A 21,327-nucleotide genomic window follows, 5' to 3' on the forward strand; every position below is an offset into this window, starting at 1 on the left:
CTCATTCCTGTGACCCGCACAGGAATGAGGAAAGGAAAGCGGCTACGTTCTACAGCAGGCCCTCGATCATGATCGGAAGTTCATGCACCCGCCTTCCGGTGGCGTGATGAATGGCGTTCGAGACCGCCGCCGACATTCCCACAAGCGCGATTTCACCGAGCCCCTTCACCCCCAGCGGATTGACGATCGTGTCTTCCTCATCGATGAAGTGGGCTTCGATATGCGGCGTATCGAGGTTCACCGGCACGAGATAATCGGCCATGTGCGCATTGATCGGACGCCCGTTGCGCCTGTCGAGCACCGTTCGCTCCATGATGGCCATGCCGATGCCGCCGATCATGCCGCCGATGCACTGGCTCGTCGCAAGCTTCGGGTTGACGACCCGGCCGACTCCGTAGGCGCCCAGGGCTCGCCTGACCTTGATCGTCTTCACGTCGGGATCGATGGCGACTTCGGCGAAGACCGCGCCGAATGAATGCATCGAATATTTCTGTCCGGTTTCGGCGTCACGGGCGGCAGTCCCCTCCCCGACGAGCGGGCTCTCCCCGCCATAGGACACGAGGTCAGCATAGGTGACGCCTCGATCGGACCGGCCTTTCACGAACAGCATGCCATCGCGCCATTCCAGCGCTTCCGGCGATTGCCCGGCGAGCCCCGCATTGCCGCCGCCTTTTGCCGCAAGCACGGCCGCCTTCGCCTGAAGATCGAGGCATGCGGCTCTGATCGCGGAGCCGACAGAAGCCATGGTCATCGACCCGCCATGGGGCGGCGTCGACGGAAAATCGGAGCGGCCAAGAGAAAACCGGATTCTCTCGACGGGAATTCCCAGATATTCTGCGGCGACCTGCGACATCGAGGTGTAGGTGCCCGGCCCCATGTCGCTTGCCGCCGCCTCCACCTCCACCGTCCCGTCTGGGAGAAGTCTTACTCGGGCGTTTGCCGGGGCAAACAGGCATGGATAAGAGGCGTTGGCCATTCCATAACCGATCAGAAGGCGCCCGTCCCGCATCGAGCCCGGCTCGCGCGTCCGGCGGCTCCAGCCAAAGCGCTCGGCTCCGAGATCGTAGCATTTCAGCATCGATCGGCTGGAGAACGGCACCTGCCGCCCTTCGTCGATCTGCGGCTCGTTTGCGCGCCGCAGCGCAAGCGGGTCCATCTGCAGCTTATAGGCAAGCTCGTCGATCGCGCATTCAAGCGCGTGAATGCCGCTTGCCTCGCCAGGCCCTCGCATATAGGTCGGCGTGCTGGTGTCGAGGGGAATCAGCCGGTAGCTCGTGCGGACGTTCGGGCAGGAATACATGAAGCTCGTCACGGAAGTGAGGGCCTCCATGAACTCCTCGTAACGGCTCGTCTCCCCCGCCCCTTCATGGACGATGCTCGTGAGCTTGCCGTCCTGCTGCGCTCCCAAGGCGATGCGCTGCAGGGTATAGGGCCGATGCCCGGTCGCAAAGAACATCTGCTTGCGGGTTAGTACCAGCTTTACCGGACGGTTGACGTGCCGCGCGGCGAGTGCTGCCAGCGTGACATGCGGCCAGGTTCTCAGACTGGTACCGAAAGCGCCTCCGATGAAGGGGCAGATCACCTGCACATTCTCCGGCGGAAGCCCGAAGACGGCGGCGATTTCGGCCTGTTCGTTGACCACGAACTGGCTCTTGCTCCAAAGCGTCAGGCGGTCGCCGTCCCAGGCGGCGATGGTCGCGTGGGGCTCCATCGGATTGTGGTTCTCGCGCGCAATGACATATTCCGCTTCGACCTTTATCGGCGCGGCGTCGAAAGCCTTGTCGGCATCGCCTCGGGTGACATCGGCTTCAGTGCGGGCTCCAGGCCGGCGCGCGACCGCCGGGACGACCTGCTCGCCGGCATGGGCATCGACCTGCGGCGGGCGGGCGGAGTAGGTCACCTTGAGCGCGTTGGCCGCATGCTCCGCCTGATCGAGCGTTTCGGCGATGATGATGGCGACCGGCTCTCCGAAGAAACGGACCTCCGGATCCTGCAGGACGTGCAGTCGCTCCCCGGCGGGCGGATCGATGGGGCCGCGGTGTTCGTTATAGGCAAGCCGCTGCGCGTTGTCGTGGCTGATGACGGCCAAGATGCCCGGCATCTTCTCGACCGCTGCGCTATCGATGGATTCCACCCGGCCGAGGCCGACGGTGCTGCCCACGACGACCGCATAGGCCTGGCCTTCCTGGTTGAATTCAGCCGCATATTTTGCCTGGCCGGTGACCTTGAGGCGGCCATCGATGCGCGACAAAGGGGTACCGATTGCCGTCGTCATGCCACTTCTCCTGCCATTTCGAGTGCCCGAACGATCGTTGCGGGAAGGAGCTTCACCTTGAACCCGTTTCCGGAGAGCGGACGCGTTCCCTCCGTCGAAACCGCCGCCGCGATCTCGTAGCTGGCGCGAGCGGCGGGTTTTCCCACCAGCGCCTGCTCGACAGCGTTCATGCGCCACGGGCGGGTGCCCACGCCCCCCGCGGCGATGCGGACCTCTTTGATTATTCCGTTCTCCACGTGAAGAGCGGCTGCCGCCGATACGAGGGCAAACTCGTAGGAGGATCGGTCCCTGACCTTCAAATAGCGCGCCTTTCTCGCATAGGGACCGTTTGGAATGTGGACCTCCACGATGAGTTCGCCTGGTTCCAGCGTGTGCTCGAGATGAGGCGTCGACTCCGGAAGCCGGAAGAGCTCCTCTACCGGAATGGTTCGCTCGCCGCGCGGCCCCTTCAAGGAGAGCGTCGCTCCCAGGGCGACGAGAGAAACGGCCAGATCGGATGGATGCGTGGCGACGCAGTGCTCGCTGGTGCCGAGAATTGCATGGCCAGCGTTCAGGCCGTCGATTGCCGAGCATCCCGAACCCGGTACGCGCTTGTTGCAAGGCGCGTCCAGCATACGGAAATAGGGACAGCGGACCCGCTGCAGCAGATTGCCGCCGATCGACGCCACGTTGCGCAGCTGCGGCGATGCACCCTCGGTCAGCGTCTCCGGAATGAGCGGCTGCAATCTGCGCACGTCCTGATTGGCGGCGACCTCAGACATGCGGGCCAGCGCGCCGATGACGATCGCGTCATCCGTGGCCCGGATGTAATTCAGCGGAAGGCGATTGATGTCCACGATCTTTTCCGGCGCCTCCACCTCCTCGCGCATCAAGTCGACGAGGGTCGTCCCGCCGGCAAGATATCTGGCTCCGGCAGCGGCTGCGGCGATCGCTTCGGCCTCGCTGGCCGCCCGTTGAAATTCGAAGGGTCTCATGTGCGATCCTCCTTGGCAGCCTGGGCGACGGCCGCAACGATCCCGGGATAGGCACCGCAGCGACAGATGTTGCCGCTCATCCAGTAACTGATCTCCTCGGCCGAGGATGCATGACCCTCGCTGATGCAGCCGAGCCCCGACATGATCTGTCCCGATGTGCAATAGCCGCATTGAAAGGCGTCATGCTCGATGAAGGCCACCTGCAGCGGATGCAGCGCCTCTCCTTCTGCGACGCCCTCGATGGTCGTGATCTTCGCGCCGTCATACATGACGGCAAGCGCCAGGCACGCATTGACGCGCTGGCCGTCTATCAGCACCGTGCAGGCCCCGCACGCACCCTGGTTGCACCCCTTTTTGGTGCCGGTCAGAGAGAGCCTCTCCCTCAGCATATCCAGAACAGACAAGCGGGGATCGACAACCAGCTGATGGACTCGACCATTCACGGTCACTTCCAACGGCAGCGTGTGCGTGGGAGGCGCGGGCGTTGCGGTTGAATCCGCTGCTGCCTCGGCCGGGAGCGGCAGCGCGGCAAATGCCACGGCCCCGGCGGTTGCCTGAAGCGCTTCTCGGCGTGACATGGTAAGACCAGGCGGATGCAATTCTGCTGTTTCGTCAGTCATGAAAGGTCCCCTTCGGCTCAGTAATGGCGAGAGAGAATAGGACGTGCGCCGCGAGTTCACTGTTCCGGTCTTTCGGAATTGTTCGGATGTTGCTGTGACGATCAAGAACTGCGGCGAGAGTCAGCCATCAGCCGTCAAACAAGCTGCCGCAAACACAGGCATTGCTGAAGCATTCCGCCGATGAGACCGGTGCAAGATGTCAGAGCCGACGGCGAAACTCGGTCGGTGTGATCCCCACCGCTTTCCGAAAGCTAGCGGCAAAAGCGGATTGTGTTTCATAGCCCACGGCCAGAGCGATATCGTTGACGCGCAGCTTCATATCTCTCAGCAGCGTCTTGGCGTAGGCGATGCGCTGACGGGTCAACCATCCGTATGGCGTCTGTCCGGTGGCCATACGGAAGGCCGTACAAAAGTGGAACCGGCTCAAGTTTACCAGGTCCGCCAGTTCCTGAATCCGGATATCCTCCGCCATATTCTCGCGCATATAGCCCGTGACACGCTTGACCTGCCAACCCGAAAGACCACGCTGCGGTCCAGGCGAGATAGGCATTGAAGTTGCGGAATGAGCCCTGAGGAGCTGAAGACAGACAAGGTCGAGGAGCTGATCGATGTACAAGTGGGAGATCGCGTCTCCCGAATTTATCTCGTCATTGATCAAAGCCATGATGGTGAACAGTTTGGGATCATTGAAGTTGACGCGGTCAAGCAGCTCGGGCTCCCGGCCATTTCCCACCTGATCCGCGCTGGCTAGAAGGCGCTTGTGGCCCAGGAAAATGTTCGAGACCTCGACATGGCCGTCGGCACGCCAAAAGCCACCGTGGCCTCTTGGTGCCAACGTGATCGTCCCCATCGCCGCGGGAGCGGAAATCGTCTGACCGCCGATCTTCACCGAGGCCATGCCCTGCCCGGAGTATTTCGCAGAAAGCACATGATCCTCCAGCGGCGGCAAATCATACTCGAACGGTTTGTTCCACCACCGGCCGACCAGTCGCGTATCATCCGAAAACACCTCTGGAACAAGGGGTGGCGATAAGCCCCGCTGCAAACGACGAATGTGGGCCGTCGTATCCGCAAGCGCTTTCCCGCCCATGGCTGTCCCCTCTTCTCAATCTGCAGCTAACCCAAGCTTCGCGGACGCTAGCACTGCTCGAATATTTGCAAAATATATAGTTTGGTGAAGTGACGGCTCGTGTGGGCGGTAGCGTGTACTTGCACGAGGTCGGATAACGGCTCAGCGTGACACCACTTTGCACATAAGCGTACATCACCACTTTGCCGCAGTCCAACTGCCGCGTCGAGGTGCCGTGATCGTTCAAAGTAAGAGTGTCCTGCCCCTCTCTCCGGATTTTGGACGGATCGTGACCCCGGTGCCTTACCGATCCCTCACAGGCTTGCTTTGCACCGGCAGCGTCACGACGAAGCAGGCACCGCCGTCCGGCGGAGATTCGTAGCTGACGGCGCCGCCGTGACGTTCGGCAATCTGGCGCACCAGCGCCAGTCCCAAACCCCAGCCGCCCGCGGCCTCGCTGCGTCCCGACGGGCGATAGAATGGCTCGAAAACGCGGTGCCTCTCGCTATCCGCTATGCCGGGTCCGTGATCGCGGACCCTAAGGATCGCAGCACCGTCCGCCTGCGCGACAGCGGCTGTGACAGGTGGACCGCCGTGGTGCAGCGCGTTCTGCAGGAGGTTGCGCACGAGCCTGCGAAGCAGGCGAGCATCGCCTGCGACGATCGCAGGCATTCCGGAAACCTCTACATCGTTGCGCGCGCCCTCTTCCGATACGAGAGCCAGAAGGTCGACGGACTCCAGCGCATCGAGCTTCTCGACGTGGTCCAGCCTGCTTGCCAGCAGGATCTCCTCGATCAGCGTGTCCAGTTCGGAAAGGTTGCGGATGATTTCCTGCTTGCGATCGTCGTTCGGCGCCTGCTCGTAGAGGTCGATCGCCATGCGCAGGCGCGCAAGCGGCGAGCGCAATTCATGGCTGGCATTGGCGAGCAAGGCCCGGTGCGACTTGATCAGCCGCTCGACCTGGTCGGCGGCCCTGTTGAAGCTCTTGGCCACCGCCGCCACCTCGTCGCTGCCGTCCTCCGGCACGCGAACCACGAAATCGCCCTTTCCCCAGGCATCCACGCCCACGCGCAGCCGCTCCAGCCGGCGGGTCAGGTGACGGACCACCGGATAGGCGGCCAGCCCGATGACACCGGCGATCAAAGCCAGGTAGGCGAGCGGATTGCGGCCGGACGGACGCAAGGGCCGCTCCATGCGCGCAGCCACGGTACGGCCGTCGGGCAGTTCGGTCACCATGGTGTGAAAATTGCCCGGGCCGTGGCGCCAAGGCTGGTCGAGAATGTCGCGCGGAATCGGGCTGCCGCCGCTTGCGATCAGCCTGCCGCGCGGGTCGTATACGGCAATGTCGGCATCGAAGGCGCGTGAAAACCGCTCGATGGTCGCCTCGACGGTCCGGTTGTCCATGTCCGGCGGAATGAGCGCGGCGACGAACCGGGCGCGCTGGCTTTGCCAGCCGGATTCCTCCTCGCCCTGCCCGAGCCATACGAATGCGGCGCTGGCGACGGCAACCGCGGCAAGGCTCGCGAGCAGTGTCAGGTAGATTTTCAGGAACAGCCGGCTGCGCATCGCTCTATCTCGTATCGTCCTGATAGCGGGCGAAGACATAGCCGGCGCCGCGCACGGTAATGATGCGCCTCGGATGCTTGGGATCGCTCTCGATGGCCGCCCTGATGCGCGAAATGTGGACGTCGATCGAGCGGTCGAAAGCATCCAGCTCCTCGCCCTTGACTGCATCCATCAACTGTTCGCGCGAGAGCGTGCGGCCGGGATTTTCGGCGAGCGCCACAAGCACATCGAACTGGTAGCTGGTCAGCGTACACTCGCGGCCGTCGATCCTGACGGAGCGGGAACCGGGATCGATCTCGAGCCGTCCGAAGCGAAGGGTCCGCGTAACCGCGGCGCTCCCGTTTCGGCGGCGCAGGATCGCCTTCAGCCGCGCCAGAAGCTCGCGCGGATTGAAGGGCTTGGGCAGATAGTCGTCGGCCCCGAGCTCCAGCCCGACGATGCGATCCGTCTCCTCGCCTTTGGCCGTGAGCATCAAGATGGGGACGTCCGATACCGCGCGCATGCGTCGGCAGGTTTCGAAGCCGTCGATATCAGGCAGCATGACGTCGAGGATGACGACGTCAGGGTTGCGGCGCCCGAGTTCGGCGATGCCCACCGTGGCGGTCGCCGCGGTATCGACGGTGTAGCCGTTTCCGGAGAGATAGTCGGACAGCATGGCGGACAGGCGCGTGTCGTCGTCAACAATCAAGACCCGTTCCGCCATCCCTGTGCTCCGCTCAAACTTCCGCCCGACTCATATTTACCACCGGCCGTGGCCCCCGCGCTCCTTCAAATGCTTGACGAGCTTGACGCGCTGCTCCGGCGTCAGCACTTCGGCCGCGTCGAGCAGCGCGGTCGTCATCTTGCGCGACGCCTCGTCAATGGCTGCAATGCGCTCGCTGCGAAGTTTCTCGGCGGCGGCCCGGTCGATGCCCGGCGCGCCCAGGAGTTCGATAACCTCTTCGCGCGTCTCGCGGAAGTCCCGGAAAGTCGGTCTGATCTCGGCGCGGGCATTGTCGATGATGTCCCAAAGCTTGTCTTCCTGTTCGGGTGTCGCATCGAGCTCGTCGAGCATGGTGCCGATCCGGTGTTCCATAACGCCGCCACCTCCCATATGCGCGTGCATCACATGGCCGCCCATGCCGAAACGGCCCATGCCGAAGCCGAAATCGTCGCTACGCGCGGCGGCAAATCCGACCGCGCTGACAGCCGCGACGGCTGCGAGGCCGCCGATCGCGGCGTGCCGTCCCCATCCTTTCGAAACGGCTTTGCCGGCGCCCCGGCCCGACAGGTCATTGTCTTCGTTTTCCATTGCCAGTCTCCTTTGCTCCGCAGCACCTGCTGCGATGGAGGAAAGCTAACCGGGCAACGTTTCGACCGTTCTGGGCGAATGTAAAGAAATGTAAAGCCGCGGCGCCGTAGACTGGGGGACGCGAGCACGGGCTACAACGATCCGGCACGCTCCGCCGCCGCCTTGGTGACCATTCTCAATCGATCCAGCTCGAGGCACGCATCAGGAAGCGCTCGATGGACGGGCGGCCGCCCGGTTGCGCCGATGACGCCGAGGACCAGGTCCGATATCTCCTGATCCGAAAATCTGTCGCCCATCTTGCGCCGTGCCGCATCGAGGAAGGCCTCGTCGGACCTTTTCAGCCGTAGAGCATGCCTTGGCAGCCCGGCAGCTCTCAGCAGCACGCTCAGCCATTTGCCGTCCCAGGATGGTGCGCTGGCATAAAGCCGGTGTCCGGCCAGCTCACGGATCATTTCTTCGGCGACGAACGCGACAGGGAGCCCCTCCGCGCGAAGCATACCCCTCGATATGCCATGGACTTCCTCGGCTTCGGCGGACCAGTCGGTCCAATCCGGAGCCGGCCGTATCAGATAGGAACGCGAGCGGCCGTCCTGGAAGACCCAGGCGACCTCTATGGGGAAGCTTTTCTTGTTCAGAGAGGACGCTTCGAAGTCCAGGAATACGATCATTCGCGGCCACGTTCCTCCAATGTACCAACGTAATCTAGGTCAGTCCGCTCGATCGACATGTCCAAGGCGACCTCACGCGATATGTCGGAATGCCGCGCGGGCCACCAGCAGCTCCAATGAAATGGCGCCACACTTGTTACTCCCATCATCGGCGTTCCGGTGCCAAACTACTTCAAGCCCGACAGCCAGGCCATGGCGCGATCGGGATCGCGCCCCGAGGAGGCGCCAATGCGTACAGATTGCCGAAGCGCACAAACTGGAGGTGCCGAGCCATGACGAAACCAATGCACACGCCACCCGTCGTCCCGCCGCAGGCCTGGGAGGCTGCGCGCGAACAGCTGCTCGTCAAGGAAAAGGCCCTGACCCGGGCGCGCGACGCGCTGGCCGCCGAGCGCCGGCGGATGCCGTGGATGGCTGTAGAGAAGGAATATGCGTTCGAAGGCCCCGCGGGCAGGGTCAGCCTCGTCGACCTGTTCGACGGTCAGCGTCAGCTGATCGCCTACCGCGCCTTTTTCGAACCGGGCGTTTTCGGCTGGCCCGACCACGCCTGCAGAGGCTGCTCCATGGTGGCCGATCAGGTTGCGCACCTCGCCCACCTGAACGCCCGTGACACAACCCTCGTCTTCGTCTCGCGGGCACCCCAGGCGGACATCGCCCGGCTGAAAGCGCGCATGGGATGGCAGATCCCGTGGTTTACCGTGACGGACAGCTTCGACGCCGATTTCGGGGTGGACGAGTGGCACGGCACGAACGTGTTCTATCGCGACGGCGACCGCGTTTTCCGTACCTATTTTATCAACAATCGCGGCGACGAGCAGATGGGTAGCACGTGGAATTACCTCGACATCACGCCGCTCGGCCGGCAGGAAGTCTGGGAGGATTCGCCCGAAGGCTATCCGCAGACCCCGACCTACAAATGGTGGAACTGGCACGACAGCTACGTCAAAGACGCCGAGCCGGACAAGAAGTGGGTCGAAGTGTCGGACGCCGGAGAGGCGGCGTTCCGGAACCAGGACTAGCGAGGCTTTAAGGAACATGCCCTCGGAAGGGAGGCCCGCCCCCCGATGGCAAGGACGGGCCCGGTCGATCGCTTAAAAGTCCATGCCGCCGCCGGCCGGAAGCGCCGGTGCGGCTTCCTTCTTGGGCTTTTCGGCGATCATGGCTTCGGTCGTGACGAGAAGACCGGCAACCGACGCTGCGTCCTGAAGCGCGGTGCGGACGACCTTGGCCGGGTCGATGACGCCCATGGCATAGAGATCGCCATATTCGTTGGTCTGGGCATTCCAGCCATAAGAGAACTCCGTCTTCTCGCGCAGCTTGCCGACGATGATCGAGCCCTCGGCTCCGGCGTTTTCCGCAATCTGGCGGACGGGAGCTTCGATAGCGCGGCGCACGAGATCGACCCCGACGCGCTGATCGTTGTTGGCGGTCTTAAGGCCGTCGAGAGCCTTGACCGCCCGCAGCAACGCGACACCGCCGCCGGGCAGTATCCCTTCCTCGACTGCCGCCCGCGTCGCGTGCAACGCGTCGTCGACGCGGTCCTTCTTTTCCTTCACCTCGACTTCGGTAGAGCCACCTACGCGGATGACTGCGACGCCGCCGGCGAGCTTGGCAAGGCGTTCCTGCAGCTTCTCGCGATCATAGTCAGAGGTCGTCTCCTCGATCTGGGCGCGGATCTGCGCGGTACGGCCCTCGATCTCGGCTTTCGAACCCGCACCGTCGATGATGGTGGTGTTCTCCTTCTCGATCGAGACTTTCTTGGCGCGGCCCAGCATGTCGAGCGTGACGCTTTCAAGCTTGATGCCGAGGTCTTCCGAAACGACGGTGCCGCCGGTCAGGATGGCGACGTCTTCCAGCATGGCCTTGCGACGGTCGCCGAAGCCGGGCGCCTTGACGGCAGCAACCTTGAGGCCGCCGCGCAACTTGTTGACGACGAGGGTGGCGAGCGCCTCGCCTTCCACATCCTCGGCGATGATGAGGAGCGGCTTGCCGGACTGGACGACCGCTTCGAGCACCGGCAGCATGGCCTGCAGGTTCGAAAGCTTCTTTTCGTGGATGAGGATATAGGGATCCTCCAGTTCCACGCGCATCTTGTCCTGATTGGTGATGAAATAGGGAGAGAGATAGCCGCGGTCGAACTGCATACCCTCGACGACCTCGAGTTCCGTCTCGGCCGTCTTGGCCTCCTCGACCGTGATCACCCCTTCATTGCCGACCTTCTCCATGGCTTCGGCGAGATAGCGTCCGATCTCGGTGTCGCCATTGGCGGAAATGGTACCGACCTGAGCGATCTCGGAATTCTTGGAGATCTTCCTGGCGTTGTTCTTCAATTCCTTCACGACCGCATCGACTGCGAGATCGATGCCGCGCTTCAAGTCCATCGGGTTCATGCCCGAGGCGACGGCCTTGGCACCTTCCCGGACGATTGCCTGTGCGAGCACCGTAGCGGTCGTCGTTCCGTCCCCGGCAAGGTCGTTGGTCCTGGATGCGACTTCGCGCAGCATCTGCGCGCCCATATTCTCGAACTTGTCCTCGAGTTCGATTTCCTTGGCGACGGAGACGCCGTCCTTGGTGATCCGCGGCGCACCGAACGACTTGTCGATAACGACGTTACGGCCCTTCGGACCGAGGGTTACCTTTACGGCATTGGCCAGCACGTCGACACCACGCAGCATGCGCTCGCGTGCGTCGGTCTGGAATTTGACTTCCTTCGCAGCCATTTCTTCACTCCTTGATAGGCAGCTTGTTGACTGTATCTTCGCGTTATCAGGCGGCTATCTTCTCGGCGGCCTGGGCCTCGATGATTCCCATGACATCGCTTTCCTTCATGATCAGGAGATCTTCGCCGTCGATCTTGATCTCGGTGCCGGACCACTTGCCGAACAGGATGCGGTCGCCCACCTTGACGTCGAGCGGCTGGATCTGACCCTGTTCGCTGCGCGCGCCGGGACCTACAGCGAGGACTTCGCCTTCCTGGGGCTTCTCCTTGGCAGTGTCGGGGATGATGATGCCGCCTTTGGTCTTCTCTTCGGACTCGACGCGGCGGACGAGAATACGATCATGAAGCGGTCGAAACGCCATGTTTTCCTCCATGGACAAACATTGATGATCTTGTTCCCCATCCCGGACCGGATGACCAATCCGGACGGGTGCGAAGCCTCGTTCGAGCACTTCGCGCGGGATGATCTGGTTGGGCTAAAAATGGATTTCAAGAGGCCCCGGCAAAAAAATTAGCAGCGCTTCGAGGCGGCTGCTAACAGACTGGAAAGGAACCCGAATTTCGCTGTGACGTTAAGGTCATGCCGGGGCGCCCCCGCAAGATCAGCCGGGAGCCGGCGAATGATATGTAACGGAGATGAAGCATGCGATTTTCATCGGATCTCGAGCGCCAGCTCAACGGTTACGGTCTCACAACCGCGCATATCCTCTACCGCATTCCCGATTTCGAATCCGTCCTGCAGACCTATGTCTGGCAGGATTACGACCTCGCACCGGAATTTCCCCAGATGCGAAATTTCCTCGATTTCTGGCAGACCAATCTCGACGGGCCGCTCCACTCCGTGCGATTCACCCACAAACGGCTGATCGGTCCGAACGAGTGGCGGCAGGTGGATGGCGAATTCAACATTCACTGAGTTCCGGCGTTAAAGGACGCTTGCGTCTTCCCGCTCTAAGGCCTGTTGAGTTTGATCTGGAGTCTATGACGGCTGCTGGGAGCTGGATGATGGCGCTTCTCCTCGCCCTCGTTTCTGTGCTTGTCACAGAGATCCAGCAGCGCCGCGTCTGCGGCGCGGGGAGAGTTCTTTCAAACCAAGGACTCGGTCTGGCTGGATCCCTATGACGAGCACAGGGAGGAGGAAATCAAACAGTCGCGGCGGGTATCCCGAATCTCAACAGGCCCTAAGACGGCTCCGCCAGTAATGCCCAAAATGCCAGTAGCGGCGTGTCGACCGATCGCATTGCGTGCCTGATGCCCGGCTCGTTGTAGAACGAGCCGCCGAGGCCCGGTGAAAACCATTCTCCCTCCCCCTGCCGGAATTCTCCCTTCGACAGAACGAGATAGACCTCCTCAGGCGCGTGCTCATGGTCCGGATAACGCACATGCGGCGCCATCAATGTAACTCCGAGCCAGACATCGCTGCGCTCTTCGAGACCGCTAGGTCCGACGATCATCGCGTTCGCATGGCCCTCGAGGAAATTCGCGCTCTCGGAACCGTCGCAACCGGTGCGCCGGCGCCATGCGAGAAAGGGCTCGACTGCCCTGAACCGATCGATCAGACGTCGCAGCGGCTCGTGTTCCGTTTCGATGGAGAGCGCCGTCTCAAGGTGGGAACACACCGGCAGGCGGCTTCCGTGGCCCCGCCTTTCCACGCCCGGCACCTCGAGCGCAGAAGAAATCTGCAGGATCGAGCGGCACGATTGCGGAGCCTGCGCGAAATGATTGAACGCTTCAAAGGCACTGTCGATGAACAACTGAAGGGCATCGCTGCGAGGTGACATTGATAGGTCCTTCTAGGCGTGAAAAGGTCTGGGGACCTGCCTGGCGTCAGATATCCTTGAGAAGGCGTAGAGCGTCGTAGATCGCGGCGTGGGTGTTGCGCGCCGCGACCGCATCGCCGATACGGAAGAGCTGGAACTTGCCCTCGGCGTTGCGGACGACCGATTGCGGTTCCCCGGCGATCATTTCGTCGTGCGCGATCTCGCCCAGATTGCTGGAGAAGGGCTTCAGCTCGAAATAGAGTTCATCGAGCGGGATGGTCCCATGATTGACGACCACCTGGTCGAAAGTCCGCTGTTTGGAGATACCCCCGTAGTCGCTGCCGACATGGGCGACCAGTTGATTGCCGCTCTTCTCTACCGCTTCCAAACGGTAGGTGACGGTAAAGGTCACATCGAGCTTCTGCAGGGAACGCATGTAAGGCACGAGGTTCATCGCCATGACCTCCGGCGCGAAGGAGCGGTCGGGCGTCATGATCTCGACCCTGGCGCCGGCAGTGGCGAGAAATTCGGCGGCCTGCAGAGCGGCGTGGTCGCCGGCGTCATCGAAGATCAGGACATTGGTGCCCGGCTTTGCGTCGCCGGAAATGATGTCCCAGGCGGACACGACGAGCTCGTTGCCCCTCGACAGCACCTCCGTATGCGGAAGCCCGCCGGTGGCGATGATGACGACGTCAGGATTTTCCGCCTGAATGGCCTCCGCTTCCGCCCATGTGTTGAAATGGAAGGTGACGCCGAGTTTTTCGCACTGGCTCATGCGCCAGTCTATGATGCTGATCATTTCCCGCCGGCGCGGGCTCTGCGCAGTCAGGCGGACCTGGCCGCCCGGATCGCTCGCCGCCTCGAAGACAACTACCTCGTGGCCACGCTCCCCCGCCACGCGTGCCGCCTCGAGACCAGCCGGTCCGGTCCCGACGACGACCACTTTCCTGCGACAGTGCGCCTTCGCGATGCTGTGCGGCATCGTCAGCTCGCGTCCGGTCGCAGCATTGTGAATGCAATAGGCGGCGCCTCCCTGGTAGATACGGTCGAGACAGTAGTTCGCACCGACGCAGGGGCGAATGTCGTCCTCCCGCTTTTCGATGATTTTGCGGACGATGTGCGGATCGGTCATGTGGGCGCGGGTCATCCCGACCATGTCGACCTTGCCGGACGCAATCGCGTGGCGCGCGGTCGCGACGTCAGGGATTTTCGCCGCATGGAAGGTCGGGAAGTTCGTCGCTGCGCGTATCTCGCCGGCGAAGTCGAGATGCGGCGAATTGGCCATGCCCTGAATAGGGATCACATCCGTCAGTCCGGGGTCGGTATCGATATGGCCGCGAATGATGTTCAGATAGTCGATAAGTCCGCTTTCCTTGAGGCGTTTCGAGATCTCAAGGCCTTCCGCCTTGTCGGTCCCCCCGGGAAGGCATTCATCGGCCGTGTATCGCACGCCCAGGATGAACTCGTCTCCGACACGTGCCCGGATCGCCTTCAGGACGTCGAAACAGAAGCGCATACGGTTGTCGAGCGAGCCGCCGTAGGGACCATCGAGTTCGTTCGTCAATGGCGAGGCGAACTGGTCGATGAGGTGACCGTAGGCCTCGAGTTCGACGCCATCCATTCCGCCGGCCTTCATGCGCTCCGCCGCATCGGCAAAATCCTTGATGATCCTGTCGATATCCCAGTCTTCGATCTTCTTGGGGAAGGCGCGATGCGCCGCTTCGCGGTGATGCGAGGGAGCGACGACCGGAAGCCAGTCTCCCTTGTCCCACCGCGTGCGCCGGCCGAGATGGGTGAGCTGGATCATGATCGCCGCCCCCTCCTCGTGCACGGCGTCGGTCATCTCCCTGATCCACGGCACGATCTCGTCTCTGTAGGCGAGCAGATTGTTGAAGACCGGCGGGCTGTCCTTCGAGACGGCCGCCGAACCGGCGGTCATCGTCATCGCCACGCCGCCCCGCGCGCGCTCCACCGTATAGGCGCGATAGCGCTCCTTCGGCATGCCGTCCTCCGGATAGGCCGGCTCGTGTGCCGTCACGATGATGCGGTTACGCAGCGTCAGGTGCTTCAGCTGGTACGGTTGAAGGAGGGGGTCGTTCGGCATCTGCGGGGCTCCGGCTTGGTCGTGTCGGCAGCCTAAGTGAAAATGTACATGGGTGTCAACAAATCAGGCATTGCAGTCAGGACCGGAGACACTGATGTACATTTTTCTTGCGGGGTATCGTTCGATCTGTTAAACAGTAACGATGGAGCAGATCACGAGCGACAGCGGCTGGCGCGGTTCCCCGGATGTCTGGCTTGGAGCGGCCTACGAATCCCTGCTCGACGCCGGCATCGATGCGGTGAAGATCCAGCCGCTTGCGAAGAAGCTCAATCTGTCGCGGACGAGCTTCTACTGGTTTTTCAAGGACCGCGAGGAACTGCTCGACAGGCTCGTCTCGCGCTGGCGCGAAAAGAATACCGGCAATCTGGTAAGACAATCCGAGGCCTATGCCGAGACGATTGCCGAAGCGATGCTCAACGTTTTCGACTGCTGGCTTGATGGCAGCCTGTTCGATTCGCAGTTCGAGTTCGCGGTGCGAAGCTGGGCCCTGCAGTCGCCTGAAATTCTTGCGGAAGTCCAGAGCGCCGATCAGCAGCGACTCGACGCGCTCACGCGCATGTTCCTGCGGTTCGGGCATGACGAGGCGCGGGCCGATGTACGTGCGCGCACGATCTATCTCGTGCAGATCGGCTATATCTCGATGCAGACGAAGGAAGACGTATCCGTGCGGATGAAGCGCATCCCGGAATATGTGGAGATCTTCACCGGACAAGTCCCGGAGCAGAGAGAGCTTGACCGCTTCTTCGCCCGGCATGGCTACTCCGGATAGCGACAAAGGAGGATAAGGAACGAGCGAGGCAGGAGCGGGTATACGCGGCACCCTGCTCTTCCGATAAGACGCCGCAAAAAGAAGAGGGAACAGTGCAATGAAAAAGCTGCTTGCGTCGACATGTCTGATGCTTGGTCTCATCGCAGGAGCATCGACGTCGAGTGCCGCCGAGTGCGGGACCGTCACCATTGCCAGCATGAACTGGCAGAGTGCGGAGGTCCTCTCCAACCTCGACAAGTTCATTCTCAATGAAGGCTACGGCTGCAGTGCCGAGATCACGATCGGCGACACCGTGCCGACGATCACCTCCATGGCCGAGAAGGGCCAACCCGATATCGCGCCGGAAGCATGGATCGACCTCCTGCCCGATGTCGTCAAGAAAGGCCAGGACGACGGTCGTATCATCACAGTCGGCTCCCCGCTGCCGGACGGCGGCGTACAGGGGTGGTGGATCCCGCAATACCTCGCCGACGCACACCCGGACATCAAGACGATCGGCGACGCGCTGAAGCACCCCGAGCTCTTTCCTGCCTCCGAGGACCCCAGCAAGGGCGCGATCCTGAACGGGCCACAGGGCTGGGGCGGCACGGTGGTGACGACGCAGCTTTTTAGCGCCTTCGACGGCGAGAAGGCCGGCTTCACCCTGGTCGACACCGGCTCTGCGGCCGGCCTGGACGGCGCCATCGCCAAGGCCTATGAACGCAAGGAGGGTCTTCTTACCTATTACTGGTCTCCTACCGCCCTCCTCGGTAAATACAAGATGGTCAAGCTGGACCCCGGCGTGCCCCATGACGCGGCCGAATGGAAACGCTGCAACACCGTAGCGGATTGCCCCGACCCCAAGCCGAATGCATGGCCGGTCGACACGATCGTGACGCTGGTTGCCAAGCCCTTCTCCGAGCGGGTCGGCCCCGAGGTCATGGACTATCTGACCAAGCGCTCCTGGAGCAACGAGACCGTCAGCCAACTCATGGCCTGGATGACCGACAATCAGGCCAGTGGTGAAGAAGGTGCGAAGCGCTTCCTCGAAGAGAACGAGGACATGTGGTCGAAGTGGGTCTCGCCTGAAGCCGCCGAGAAGATCAAAGCGGCGCTCTGACGGCCTTTCTCCGTGCGGCGTGCAAGATGCACGCCGCATCCACTGCCAAGGCAAGGAAATCAGTGGGCGGAACAAGTCGGGCGGGCTGTCCATTTGATGTTCATGAAGAACATCATCCTTGTCGCAGCCGCCCTGTCATTGGGCCTCCATTCCACCGCCAGTGCTGAAGACCTTCAGCCGGAAGCGATCAACAATGCTCCGATTGCCTCGATCGCGCCGGAACGGCCACCGAAGGAACCGCCTCACCCGGATCCGGCCATCGTCCACCTCCAGATTCTTCTGGATCGCGCGGGATCCTCTCCCGGGGTGATCGACGGCTACTACGGCGAGAATGTCACCAAGGCCGTTGCGGGATACGAGGCAATGCAGCGTCTTCCTGTCGATGGAAAGCTGGACCCTGAGGTCGTCAGCCGGCTTCCGCAGGACCAGCCTGTCATCCAGTCCTATGCCATCACGGAAGAGGACGCCAAGGATCTCGTCGACGAGATTCCCGACGACTATTCCAAGCAGGCCAAGATGGATCACCTGGGTTATACGAGCGTCGAGGAGAGATTGTCCGAGCGGTTTCACATGGACCTCGACCTGTTGAAGGCGCTGAATCCAGGTTCGTCGTTTGCCGTCGGTGAGACAGTTTGGGTTGCAACGCCCGGCGTCGCAAAGGAAGGCGAGGTCAAAAGGATAGAAGTGCGCAAGCGAGCCGGGCAAGTTCTGGCATTCGCCGAAGATGGTTCGCCGCTCGCTGCGTATCCCGCCTCCATCGGCAGCGAAGGGTCCCCCTCCCCCACGGGCACCCACAAGGTCAAGGGGGTCGCGCGAATGCCCCCTTACGAATACGACCCCGACGTCAACTTCAAGCAGGGCGACAACGACAAGGCCCTGACGCTTCCCAAAGGCCCCAATAACCCGGTGGGAACCGTCTGGATCGATCTGACGGAGCCCACCTATGGAATCCATGGCACGCCCGAACCGTCCTTGATCGATAAAGCTCAGTCACACGGGTGCGTTCGCCTGACGAACTGGGACGCGGAGGAACTTGCGGCGATGGTCAAGCCAGGGGTGGTCGCCGAGTTCATCGACTGAACGTCGCATCCTCCGACGACTCGAGACCCGATCGAAACAGCTTGGGAGCCGGATCTCGCACCGTTGTTCAAGAGCTTTCACCCCGCCGGGTGAGTAGCGCTTACGGTCGCGCCACCCTCCCTCTCGGGTATTGCCCCCGCTACGCAACCGAATGCTCATCTGCTGAGCGACGTCCGGCTCCATTCCGCCTGGTATAAAGACAGTACCAAGCCGGCTGTTCGTCCGCTCGACCTTTCCATTGTCGAGTGCGGAACGTTACATCGGGGTCGGACTTGGGCCGCGTCGTGAAGCGCGCTTCCCGGCTTCTTGACCGCTTCGGACACCGAAACGGCGCGCTAAAGACCTACGCCGAAATTCGGTTTGACTACCATGGCGGCTATGGCGGCCCCTACTTCGCTTCCTCGGGTATCGGTTCTCGTTGAATTTCCAAAGCTCCGCTTTCATCTTTGGCGATGCTGATTTGGTAAAGCAGCTTTGCGTCAATCTTCTTACCAACGCTACTCGCCACACTCCTTGCGGGACGGCGGTCGAACTCACACTTTCCAGCGACGCGGAATGGGTGAAGTTGATCGTTTCTGCCAATGGCCTCGGCATCCCGGCTGCCGAGCGGACGAAGGTTTTCGGGCGTTTCTACCGCCTCGACAAGACGCTCGGTTCACCCGGAACCGGGTTGGGGCTGAGTCTGGTGAGAGCCGTCGCGGATTTGCACGGTGGTCAAATTTTTCTGTCTGACAACCGTACAGGCCTCGTATGCACCGTGAGCTTTCCGGTCGCAGTCGGATCGTCCGCTTTCGGCGCCTGACCCACTTCTTTCGTCACTGATAACCGTCCCGAATTTGATCCGTATACCGGTGGACCAGAGTCTTGGTCCGCTGGCGGTTTTCGAAAGAGCCGCGGAGTTTGAATATTTGTAAAGTTGCTGAGCAGTTGGCTCAAAGTGAGCTTGCTAAACCCATGATCAGGACACGGAGAAGGAACCCTGCCAGACCGTTTCCAAATGCCGTCTACCCAAGAGCTGACCTCCTTGGGTAGACTGTGACTGGACTCCACCCCCCCTCACCTAATCTGACTTCATACCTAAGATGGCGCGAACAAGTGTCCGCATCTCGGGCAATCGCACCTCTGGAGCACGTGCAGGAAAGTGGTTGACGGTTTTCCGTCCGGAAGTGCGCAGCGTCAAAGCGTGAGAGCGTCCGGCCGACGTTTGGCGGCCGATGCTACCGCCAGGAAGGCCCCCATACCGACCGCGCCGAGGCAGGCATTGGCCAACAAGGCGACATCCGTGCCGAAGCGTTCCATCAGGACGGAGAAGACAAAGGGTGCCATCGCGCCTGCTGCCAGCCGTGCGGCGGCCATTCTTCCCGTAATCGCACCATAGCCGGCCGATCCGAACAGCCAGAGCGGAAGCGATCCCTGCGCAATGCTGTTGATGCCCGATCCGAGACCGAGACAGATCGCGAAGACCACAGCCCCTGGCAACCAGGTTCCGGAAAGACCGAGGACGACGACACCCGCCACGATGAGCGTGGCCGACAGGGTCGCGAGCATGGGGGGCAGCAAGTTTGCGCCGAATGTCATGTTGATGAGCCTGCTTAGAACCTGTGAAGGTCCGAAGAGCGAGCCGATCATCACGGCTGCCGCCCCGAAGCCGATCGTTCCCAGCATCGGAACCATATGCGTCAGTATCGCGGAAAGTGTGAACCCCTGTAAGGCAAAGGCCAACGAGACAAGAAGCATGCCACGCCGCCTTGCGTGTGCGGGAAGCGCGCCGGCAATCGCTTCCCGGTTCAGGCCGGAAGATTCGACCGCTGCAGGCGTCCGGCTTCGCATGATCCAGCGATGCAGCGGGAGACAGACAAGCAGGTTCAACACTGCATAAGCGATGTAGATTTCGCGCCACGAGAGAAACTCTCCAAGGCTCGCGGCAATCGGCCAGAAGATCGTCGAAGCGAAGCCCCCGATCAACGTCAGATAGGTGATGCTGCGTGAAGCCGCCTTGGGACGGATTTCCACAAGTGCCGCAAAGGCAGCCTGATATTGCACCATGCCGGAGGCCACTTCCAGGAGGACTATGGCGATGGCGAACACAGCCGTCGAGGGAGACCAGGCGCATAGCAAAAGAGCCAGAGCGGAGACGGCCGAGCCGGAAGTCATGATCGTCGCGGCGCCGAACCGGTCCATCCATCCTCCAACGAGAGGAGCCGATAGGCCGCCCACCAGCAGCGAAGCGGAAAACACGCCGAACACTTGCTCGACGGTCAGGCCGAGGTCGTGTGCCATTGCGGGCGCAAGGATGCTGAAGCTGTAATAGAGCGTGCCATAGCCGATGATCTGGGTGAGGCCGAGTGCGGCGACGATGCCCGCGGGGACCCCGGACTTCATATCAGCCGTTCCCGCCTTCGGCCGGCGTGGAGGATGCCACGCGACACGGGTTTTGCCCGTTCAGTGATGCACGTACGCTGGCGTGTCCGACACAACAGTCCTCCATCAGGAACTTCACAAGATCGGCAAGGGCGTCGTAGCTGGCGCTGTAGACGATCGAGCGCGATTCGCGCCTCTGCGTGATCAATCCGGTCCGCTCCAACTCCTTCAGGTGGAAGGAGACGTTCGAGGGTGAGACGCCCATCTTTTCTGCTATCGCACCCGCAGCCATGCCGACCGGTCCCGCGACGACGAGTGTTCTCACAATTCCCAGGCGCGTCTCCTGCGACAGGGCGGCGAAGGACGATCGGGCTTGTCGCTCTTCCATATTTCAATCTTCCTACAATAATCAAATTAATGCGTAGCCGACCTGACGCAGATCGACAAGTCCGAAGTGAGATCACGCTTCCTGACCTTCAAATCCTTGATCCGCGCAAGCCATGGAACGATCGGCCTGCCGAATTGTTTTCACACATCTGGTTCGGAGATAAAGGAGATTACAATGAGGGTACTCGCTACGATCTTTACAGCAATTTCGATTGCGGGCCTCGCATCCGGTTCAGCCACGGCCGCCTGCAAAGATGGGACTTCGACGGACACCACCGCTTCCATCAGTGCTGAAAAGCCGGGGATAGCCAAGGACGGAACCAAGGCCCCGCTGGAAACCGAAAACAATGCTGCCAGCAAGGACGGTCAGACGATGCCTCTGGCCAACCAACAAGGCGGAGGAGACAAGAACCTCGCTACGTCGCAGCAGGACGCCGAAGCTCAGCAGTCAGGCGAGCAGACGGCCGCCGCGAAGTCTGACGATTGCGTCGTCGAATGAAGCCAACGGCCATGCGAGCCGGGCTGGCTGACGGCGCCTAAGTCGAAGCCGTTTGCAGCACCCGGGTGGTCTCGCCACTGACGAGG

At 61.7% G+C, this 21,327-nt stretch carries 21 protein-coding genes; 7 read left to right on the top strand and 14 right to left on the bottom strand.

Going from position 1 to position 21,327, the window contains the following annotated elements; genetic code table 11:
• Window positions 1–49: 49 nt before the first annotated feature.
• The 8 genes from PZL22_RS01175 to PZL22_RS01210 form a co-directional block, all read right to left on the bottom strand.
• Complete coding sequence (locus PZL22_RS01175; RefSeq protein ID WP_004434703.1) at window positions 50–2,275, bottom strand: xanthine dehydrogenase family protein molybdopterin-binding subunit; 2,226 nt, start codon at window positions 2,273–2,275, stop codon at window positions 50–52.
• Entirely contained in the window at window positions 2,272–3,249 is a 978-nt protein-coding gene (locus PZL22_RS01180; RefSeq protein WP_004434700.1) for an FAD binding domain-containing protein, read from the bottom strand. Before PZL22_RS01180 ends, PZL22_RS01175 begins: the two co-directional genes overlap by 4 nt.
• Entirely contained in the window at window positions 3,246–3,869 is a 624-nt protein-coding gene (locus PZL22_RS01185) for a (2Fe-2S)-binding protein (RefSeq protein ID WP_010975842.1), read from the bottom strand. The genes PZL22_RS01180 and PZL22_RS01185 overlap by 4 nt, the downstream gene beginning before the upstream one ends.
• A gap of 199 nt (window positions 3,870–4,068) precedes the next feature.
• On the bottom strand, window positions 4,069–4,959 hold the full coding sequence (locus PZL22_RS01190) for a helix-turn-helix domain-containing protein (RefSeq protein WP_004434695.1): 891 nt from the start codon (window positions 4,957–4,959) through the stop codon (window positions 4,069–4,071).
• Window positions 4,960–5,241: 282 nt separating this feature from the next.
• On the bottom strand, window positions 5,242–6,504 hold the full coding sequence (locus PZL22_RS01195; RefSeq protein ID WP_004434694.1) for a sensor histidine kinase: 1,263 nt from the start codon (window positions 6,502–6,504) through the stop codon (window positions 5,242–5,244).
• Window positions 6,505–6,508: 4 nt separating this feature from the next.
• Window positions 6,509–7,207, bottom strand: a complete 699-nt coding sequence (locus tag PZL22_RS01200; protein WP_004434693.1) for a response regulator — start codon at window positions 7,205–7,207, stop codon at window positions 6,509–6,511.
• 36 nt (window positions 7,208–7,243) lie between these two features.
• Entirely contained in the window at window positions 7,244–7,795 is a 552-nt protein-coding gene (locus PZL22_RS01205) for a Spy/CpxP family protein refolding chaperone (protein WP_107592642.1), read from the bottom strand.
• 131 nt (window positions 7,796–7,926) lie between these two features.
• Entirely contained in the window at window positions 7,927–8,463 is a 537-nt protein-coding gene (locus PZL22_RS01210) for a 3'-5' exonuclease (protein ID WP_004434690.1), read from the bottom strand.
• Window positions 8,464–8,735: 272 nt separating this feature from the next.
• On the opposite strand from PZL22_RS01210, the gene PZL22_RS01215 reads away from it, so the two are divergent.
• Window positions 8,736–9,482: a DUF899 domain-containing protein gene (locus tag PZL22_RS01215; RefSeq protein WP_033048569.1), complete on the top strand. Its 747-nt coding sequence runs from the start codon at window positions 8,736–8,738 to the stop codon at window positions 9,480–9,482.
• A gap of 72 nt (window positions 9,483–9,554) precedes the next feature.
• Here PZL22_RS01215 and groL read toward each other — a convergent pair whose 3' ends face one another.
• The gene (gene groL / locus PZL22_RS01220) at window positions 9,555–11,183 is read right to left on the bottom strand and encodes a chaperonin GroEL (RefSeq protein ID WP_127516282.1); all 1,629 of its coding nucleotides are present in this window, start codon (window positions 11,181–11,183) and stop codon (window positions 9,555–9,557) included.
• A gap of 46 nt (window positions 11,184–11,229) precedes the next feature.
• Window positions 11,230–11,544, bottom strand: a complete 315-nt coding sequence (groES, locus tag PZL22_RS01225; RefSeq protein ID WP_028005604.1) for a co-chaperone GroES — start codon at window positions 11,542–11,544, stop codon at window positions 11,230–11,232.
• A 281-nt stretch (window positions 11,545–11,825) separates the two neighbouring features.
• Here groES and PZL22_RS01230 point away from each other — a divergent pair, with 281 nt between their 5' ends.
• Window positions 11,826–12,098, top strand: coding sequence for an usg protein (locus PZL22_RS01230; protein ID WP_004434678.1), 273 nt, complete (start codon window positions 11,826–11,828; stop codon window positions 12,096–12,098).
• Window positions 12,099–12,363: 265 nt separating this feature from the next.
• Here PZL22_RS01230 and PZL22_RS01235 read toward each other — a convergent pair whose 3' ends face one another.
• Both PZL22_RS01235 and PZL22_RS01240 read right to left on the bottom strand, forming a co-directional pair.
• Window positions 12,364–12,963: a dimethylsulfoniopropionate lyase gene (locus PZL22_RS01235; RefSeq protein WP_004434676.1), complete on the bottom strand. Its 600-nt coding sequence runs from the start codon at window positions 12,961–12,963 to the stop codon at window positions 12,364–12,366.
• A 46-nt stretch (window positions 12,964–13,009) separates the two neighbouring features.
• On the bottom strand, window positions 13,010–15,046 hold the full coding sequence (locus PZL22_RS01240) for an NADH:flavin oxidoreductase (protein WP_004434673.1): 2,037 nt from the start codon (window positions 15,044–15,046) through the stop codon (window positions 13,010–13,012).
• A gap of 142 nt (window positions 15,047–15,188) precedes the next feature.
• Between PZL22_RS01240 and PZL22_RS01245 the strand changes: the two genes are divergently transcribed.
• The 4 genes from PZL22_RS01245 to PZL22_RS01260 all read left to right on the top strand — a co-directional run bounded on the left by PZL22_RS01245 (window position 15,189) and on the right by PZL22_RS01260 (window position 18,796).
• The gene (locus PZL22_RS01245) at window positions 15,189–15,815 is read left to right on the top strand and encodes a TetR/AcrR family transcriptional regulator (protein ID WP_004434671.1); all 627 of its coding nucleotides are present in this window, start codon (window positions 15,189–15,191) and stop codon (window positions 15,813–15,815) included.
• A 97-nt stretch (window positions 15,816–15,912) separates the two neighbouring features.
• Window positions 15,913–16,914: an ABC transporter substrate-binding protein gene (locus PZL22_RS01250; protein WP_004434654.1), complete on the top strand. Its 1,002-nt coding sequence runs from the start codon at window positions 15,913–15,915 to the stop codon at window positions 16,912–16,914.
• A gap of 96 nt (window positions 16,915–17,010) precedes the next feature.
• On the top strand, window positions 17,011–17,994 hold the full coding sequence (locus PZL22_RS01255) for a L,D-transpeptidase family protein (protein WP_004434649.1): 984 nt from the start codon (window positions 17,011–17,013) through the stop codon (window positions 17,992–17,994).
• A gap of 418 nt (window positions 17,995–18,412) precedes the next feature.
• Window positions 18,413–18,796 carry a sensor histidine kinase gene (locus PZL22_RS01260; RefSeq protein ID WP_004434646.1) on the top strand — a complete coding sequence of 128 codons (384 nt, stop codon included), beginning with the start codon at window positions 18,413–18,415 and terminating at the stop codon, window positions 18,794–18,796.
• A 374-nt stretch (window positions 18,797–19,170) separates the two neighbouring features.
• Here PZL22_RS01260 and arsK read toward each other — a convergent pair whose 3' ends face one another.
• Together arsK and PZL22_RS01270 are read right to left on the bottom strand one after the other, a co-directional pair.
• Window positions 19,171–20,376, bottom strand: a complete 1,206-nt coding sequence (arsK, locus tag PZL22_RS01265; protein WP_004434644.1) for an arsenite efflux MFS transporter ArsK — start codon at window positions 20,374–20,376, stop codon at window positions 19,171–19,173.
• Between the two features lies 1 nt (window position 20,377).
• Entirely contained in the window at window positions 20,378–20,743 is a 366-nt protein-coding gene (locus PZL22_RS01270) for an ArsR/SmtB family transcription factor (RefSeq protein WP_004434642.1), read from the bottom strand.
• A 174-nt stretch (window positions 20,744–20,917) separates the two neighbouring features.
• Between PZL22_RS01270 and PZL22_RS01275 the strand changes: the two genes are divergently transcribed.
• Window positions 20,918–21,241, top strand: coding sequence for a hypothetical protein (locus PZL22_RS01275; RefSeq protein WP_004434640.1), 324 nt, complete (start codon window positions 20,918–20,920; stop codon window positions 21,239–21,241).
• The last annotated feature ends 86 nt before the right edge of the window (window positions 21,242–21,327 follow it).

This window comes from Ensifer meliloti (assembly GCF_030064585.1).
Lineage (GTDB): Bacteria > Pseudomonadota > Alphaproteobacteria > Rhizobiales > Rhizobiaceae > Sinorhizobium > Sinorhizobium meliloti.

Coding starts and splice junctions, on each gene's coding strand:
- PZL22_RS01175 (WP_004434703.1), bottom strand. CDS start 2,275: ATGACGACGGCAATCGGTACCCCTTTGTCGCGCATCGATGGCCGCCTC.
- PZL22_RS01180 (WP_004434700.1), bottom strand. CDS start 3,249: ATGAGACCCTTCGAATTTCAACGGGCGGCCAGCGAGGCCGAAGCGATC.
- PZL22_RS01185 (WP_010975842.1), bottom strand. CDS start 3,869: ATGACTGACGAAACAGCAGAATTGCATCCGCCTGGTCTTACCATGTCA.
- PZL22_RS01190 (WP_004434695.1), bottom strand. CDS start 4,959: ATGGGCGGGAAAGCGCTTGCGGATACGACGGCCCACATTCGTCGTTTG.
- PZL22_RS01195 (WP_004434694.1), bottom strand. CDS start 6,504: ATGCGCAGCCGGCTGTTCCTGAAAATCTACCTGACACTGCTCGCGAGC.
- PZL22_RS01200 (WP_004434693.1), bottom strand. CDS start 7,207: ATGGCGGAACGGGTCTTGATTGTTGACGACGACACGCGCCTGTCCGCC.
- PZL22_RS01205 (WP_107592642.1), bottom strand. CDS start 7,795: ATGGAAAACGAAGACAATGACCTGTCGGGCCGGGGCGCCGGCAAAGCC.
- PZL22_RS01210 (WP_004434690.1), bottom strand. CDS start 8,463: ATGATCGTATTCCTGGACTTCGAAGCGTCCTCTCTGAACAAGAAAAGC.
- PZL22_RS01215 (WP_033048569.1), top strand. CDS start 8,736: ATGACGAAACCAATGCACACGCCACCCGTCGTCCCGCCGCAGGCCTGG.
- groL (WP_127516282.1), bottom strand. CDS start 11,183: ATGGCTGCGAAGGAAGTCAAATTCCAGACCGACGCACGCGAGCGCATG.
- groES (WP_028005604.1), bottom strand. CDS start 11,544: ATGGCGTTTCGACCGCTTCATGATCGTATTCTCGTCCGCCGCGTCGAG.
- PZL22_RS01230 (WP_004434678.1), top strand. CDS start 11,826: ATGCGATTTTCATCGGATCTCGAGCGCCAGCTCAACGGTTACGGTCTC.
- PZL22_RS01235 (WP_004434676.1), bottom strand. CDS start 12,963: ATGTCACCTCGCAGCGATGCCCTTCAGTTGTTCATCGACAGTGCCTTT.
- PZL22_RS01240 (WP_004434673.1), bottom strand. CDS start 15,046: ATGCCGAACGACCCCCTCCTTCAACCGTACCAGCTGAAGCACCTGACG.
- PZL22_RS01245 (WP_004434671.1), top strand. CDS start 15,189: ATGGAGCAGATCACGAGCGACAGCGGCTGGCGCGGTTCCCCGGATGTC.
- PZL22_RS01250 (WP_004434654.1), top strand. CDS start 15,913: ATGAAAAAGCTGCTTGCGTCGACATGTCTGATGCTTGGTCTCATCGCA.
- PZL22_RS01255 (WP_004434649.1), top strand. CDS start 17,011: ATGTTCATGAAGAACATCATCCTTGTCGCAGCCGCCCTGTCATTGGGC.
- arsK (WP_004434644.1), bottom strand. CDS start 20,376: ATGAAGTCCGGGGTCCCCGCGGGCATCGTCGCCGCACTCGGCCTCACC.
- PZL22_RS01270 (WP_004434642.1), bottom strand. CDS start 20,743: ATGGAAGAGCGACAAGCCCGATCGTCCTTCGCCGCCCTGTCGCAGGAG.
- PZL22_RS01275 (WP_004434640.1), top strand. CDS start 20,918: ATGAGGGTACTCGCTACGATCTTTACAGCAATTTCGATTGCGGGCCTC.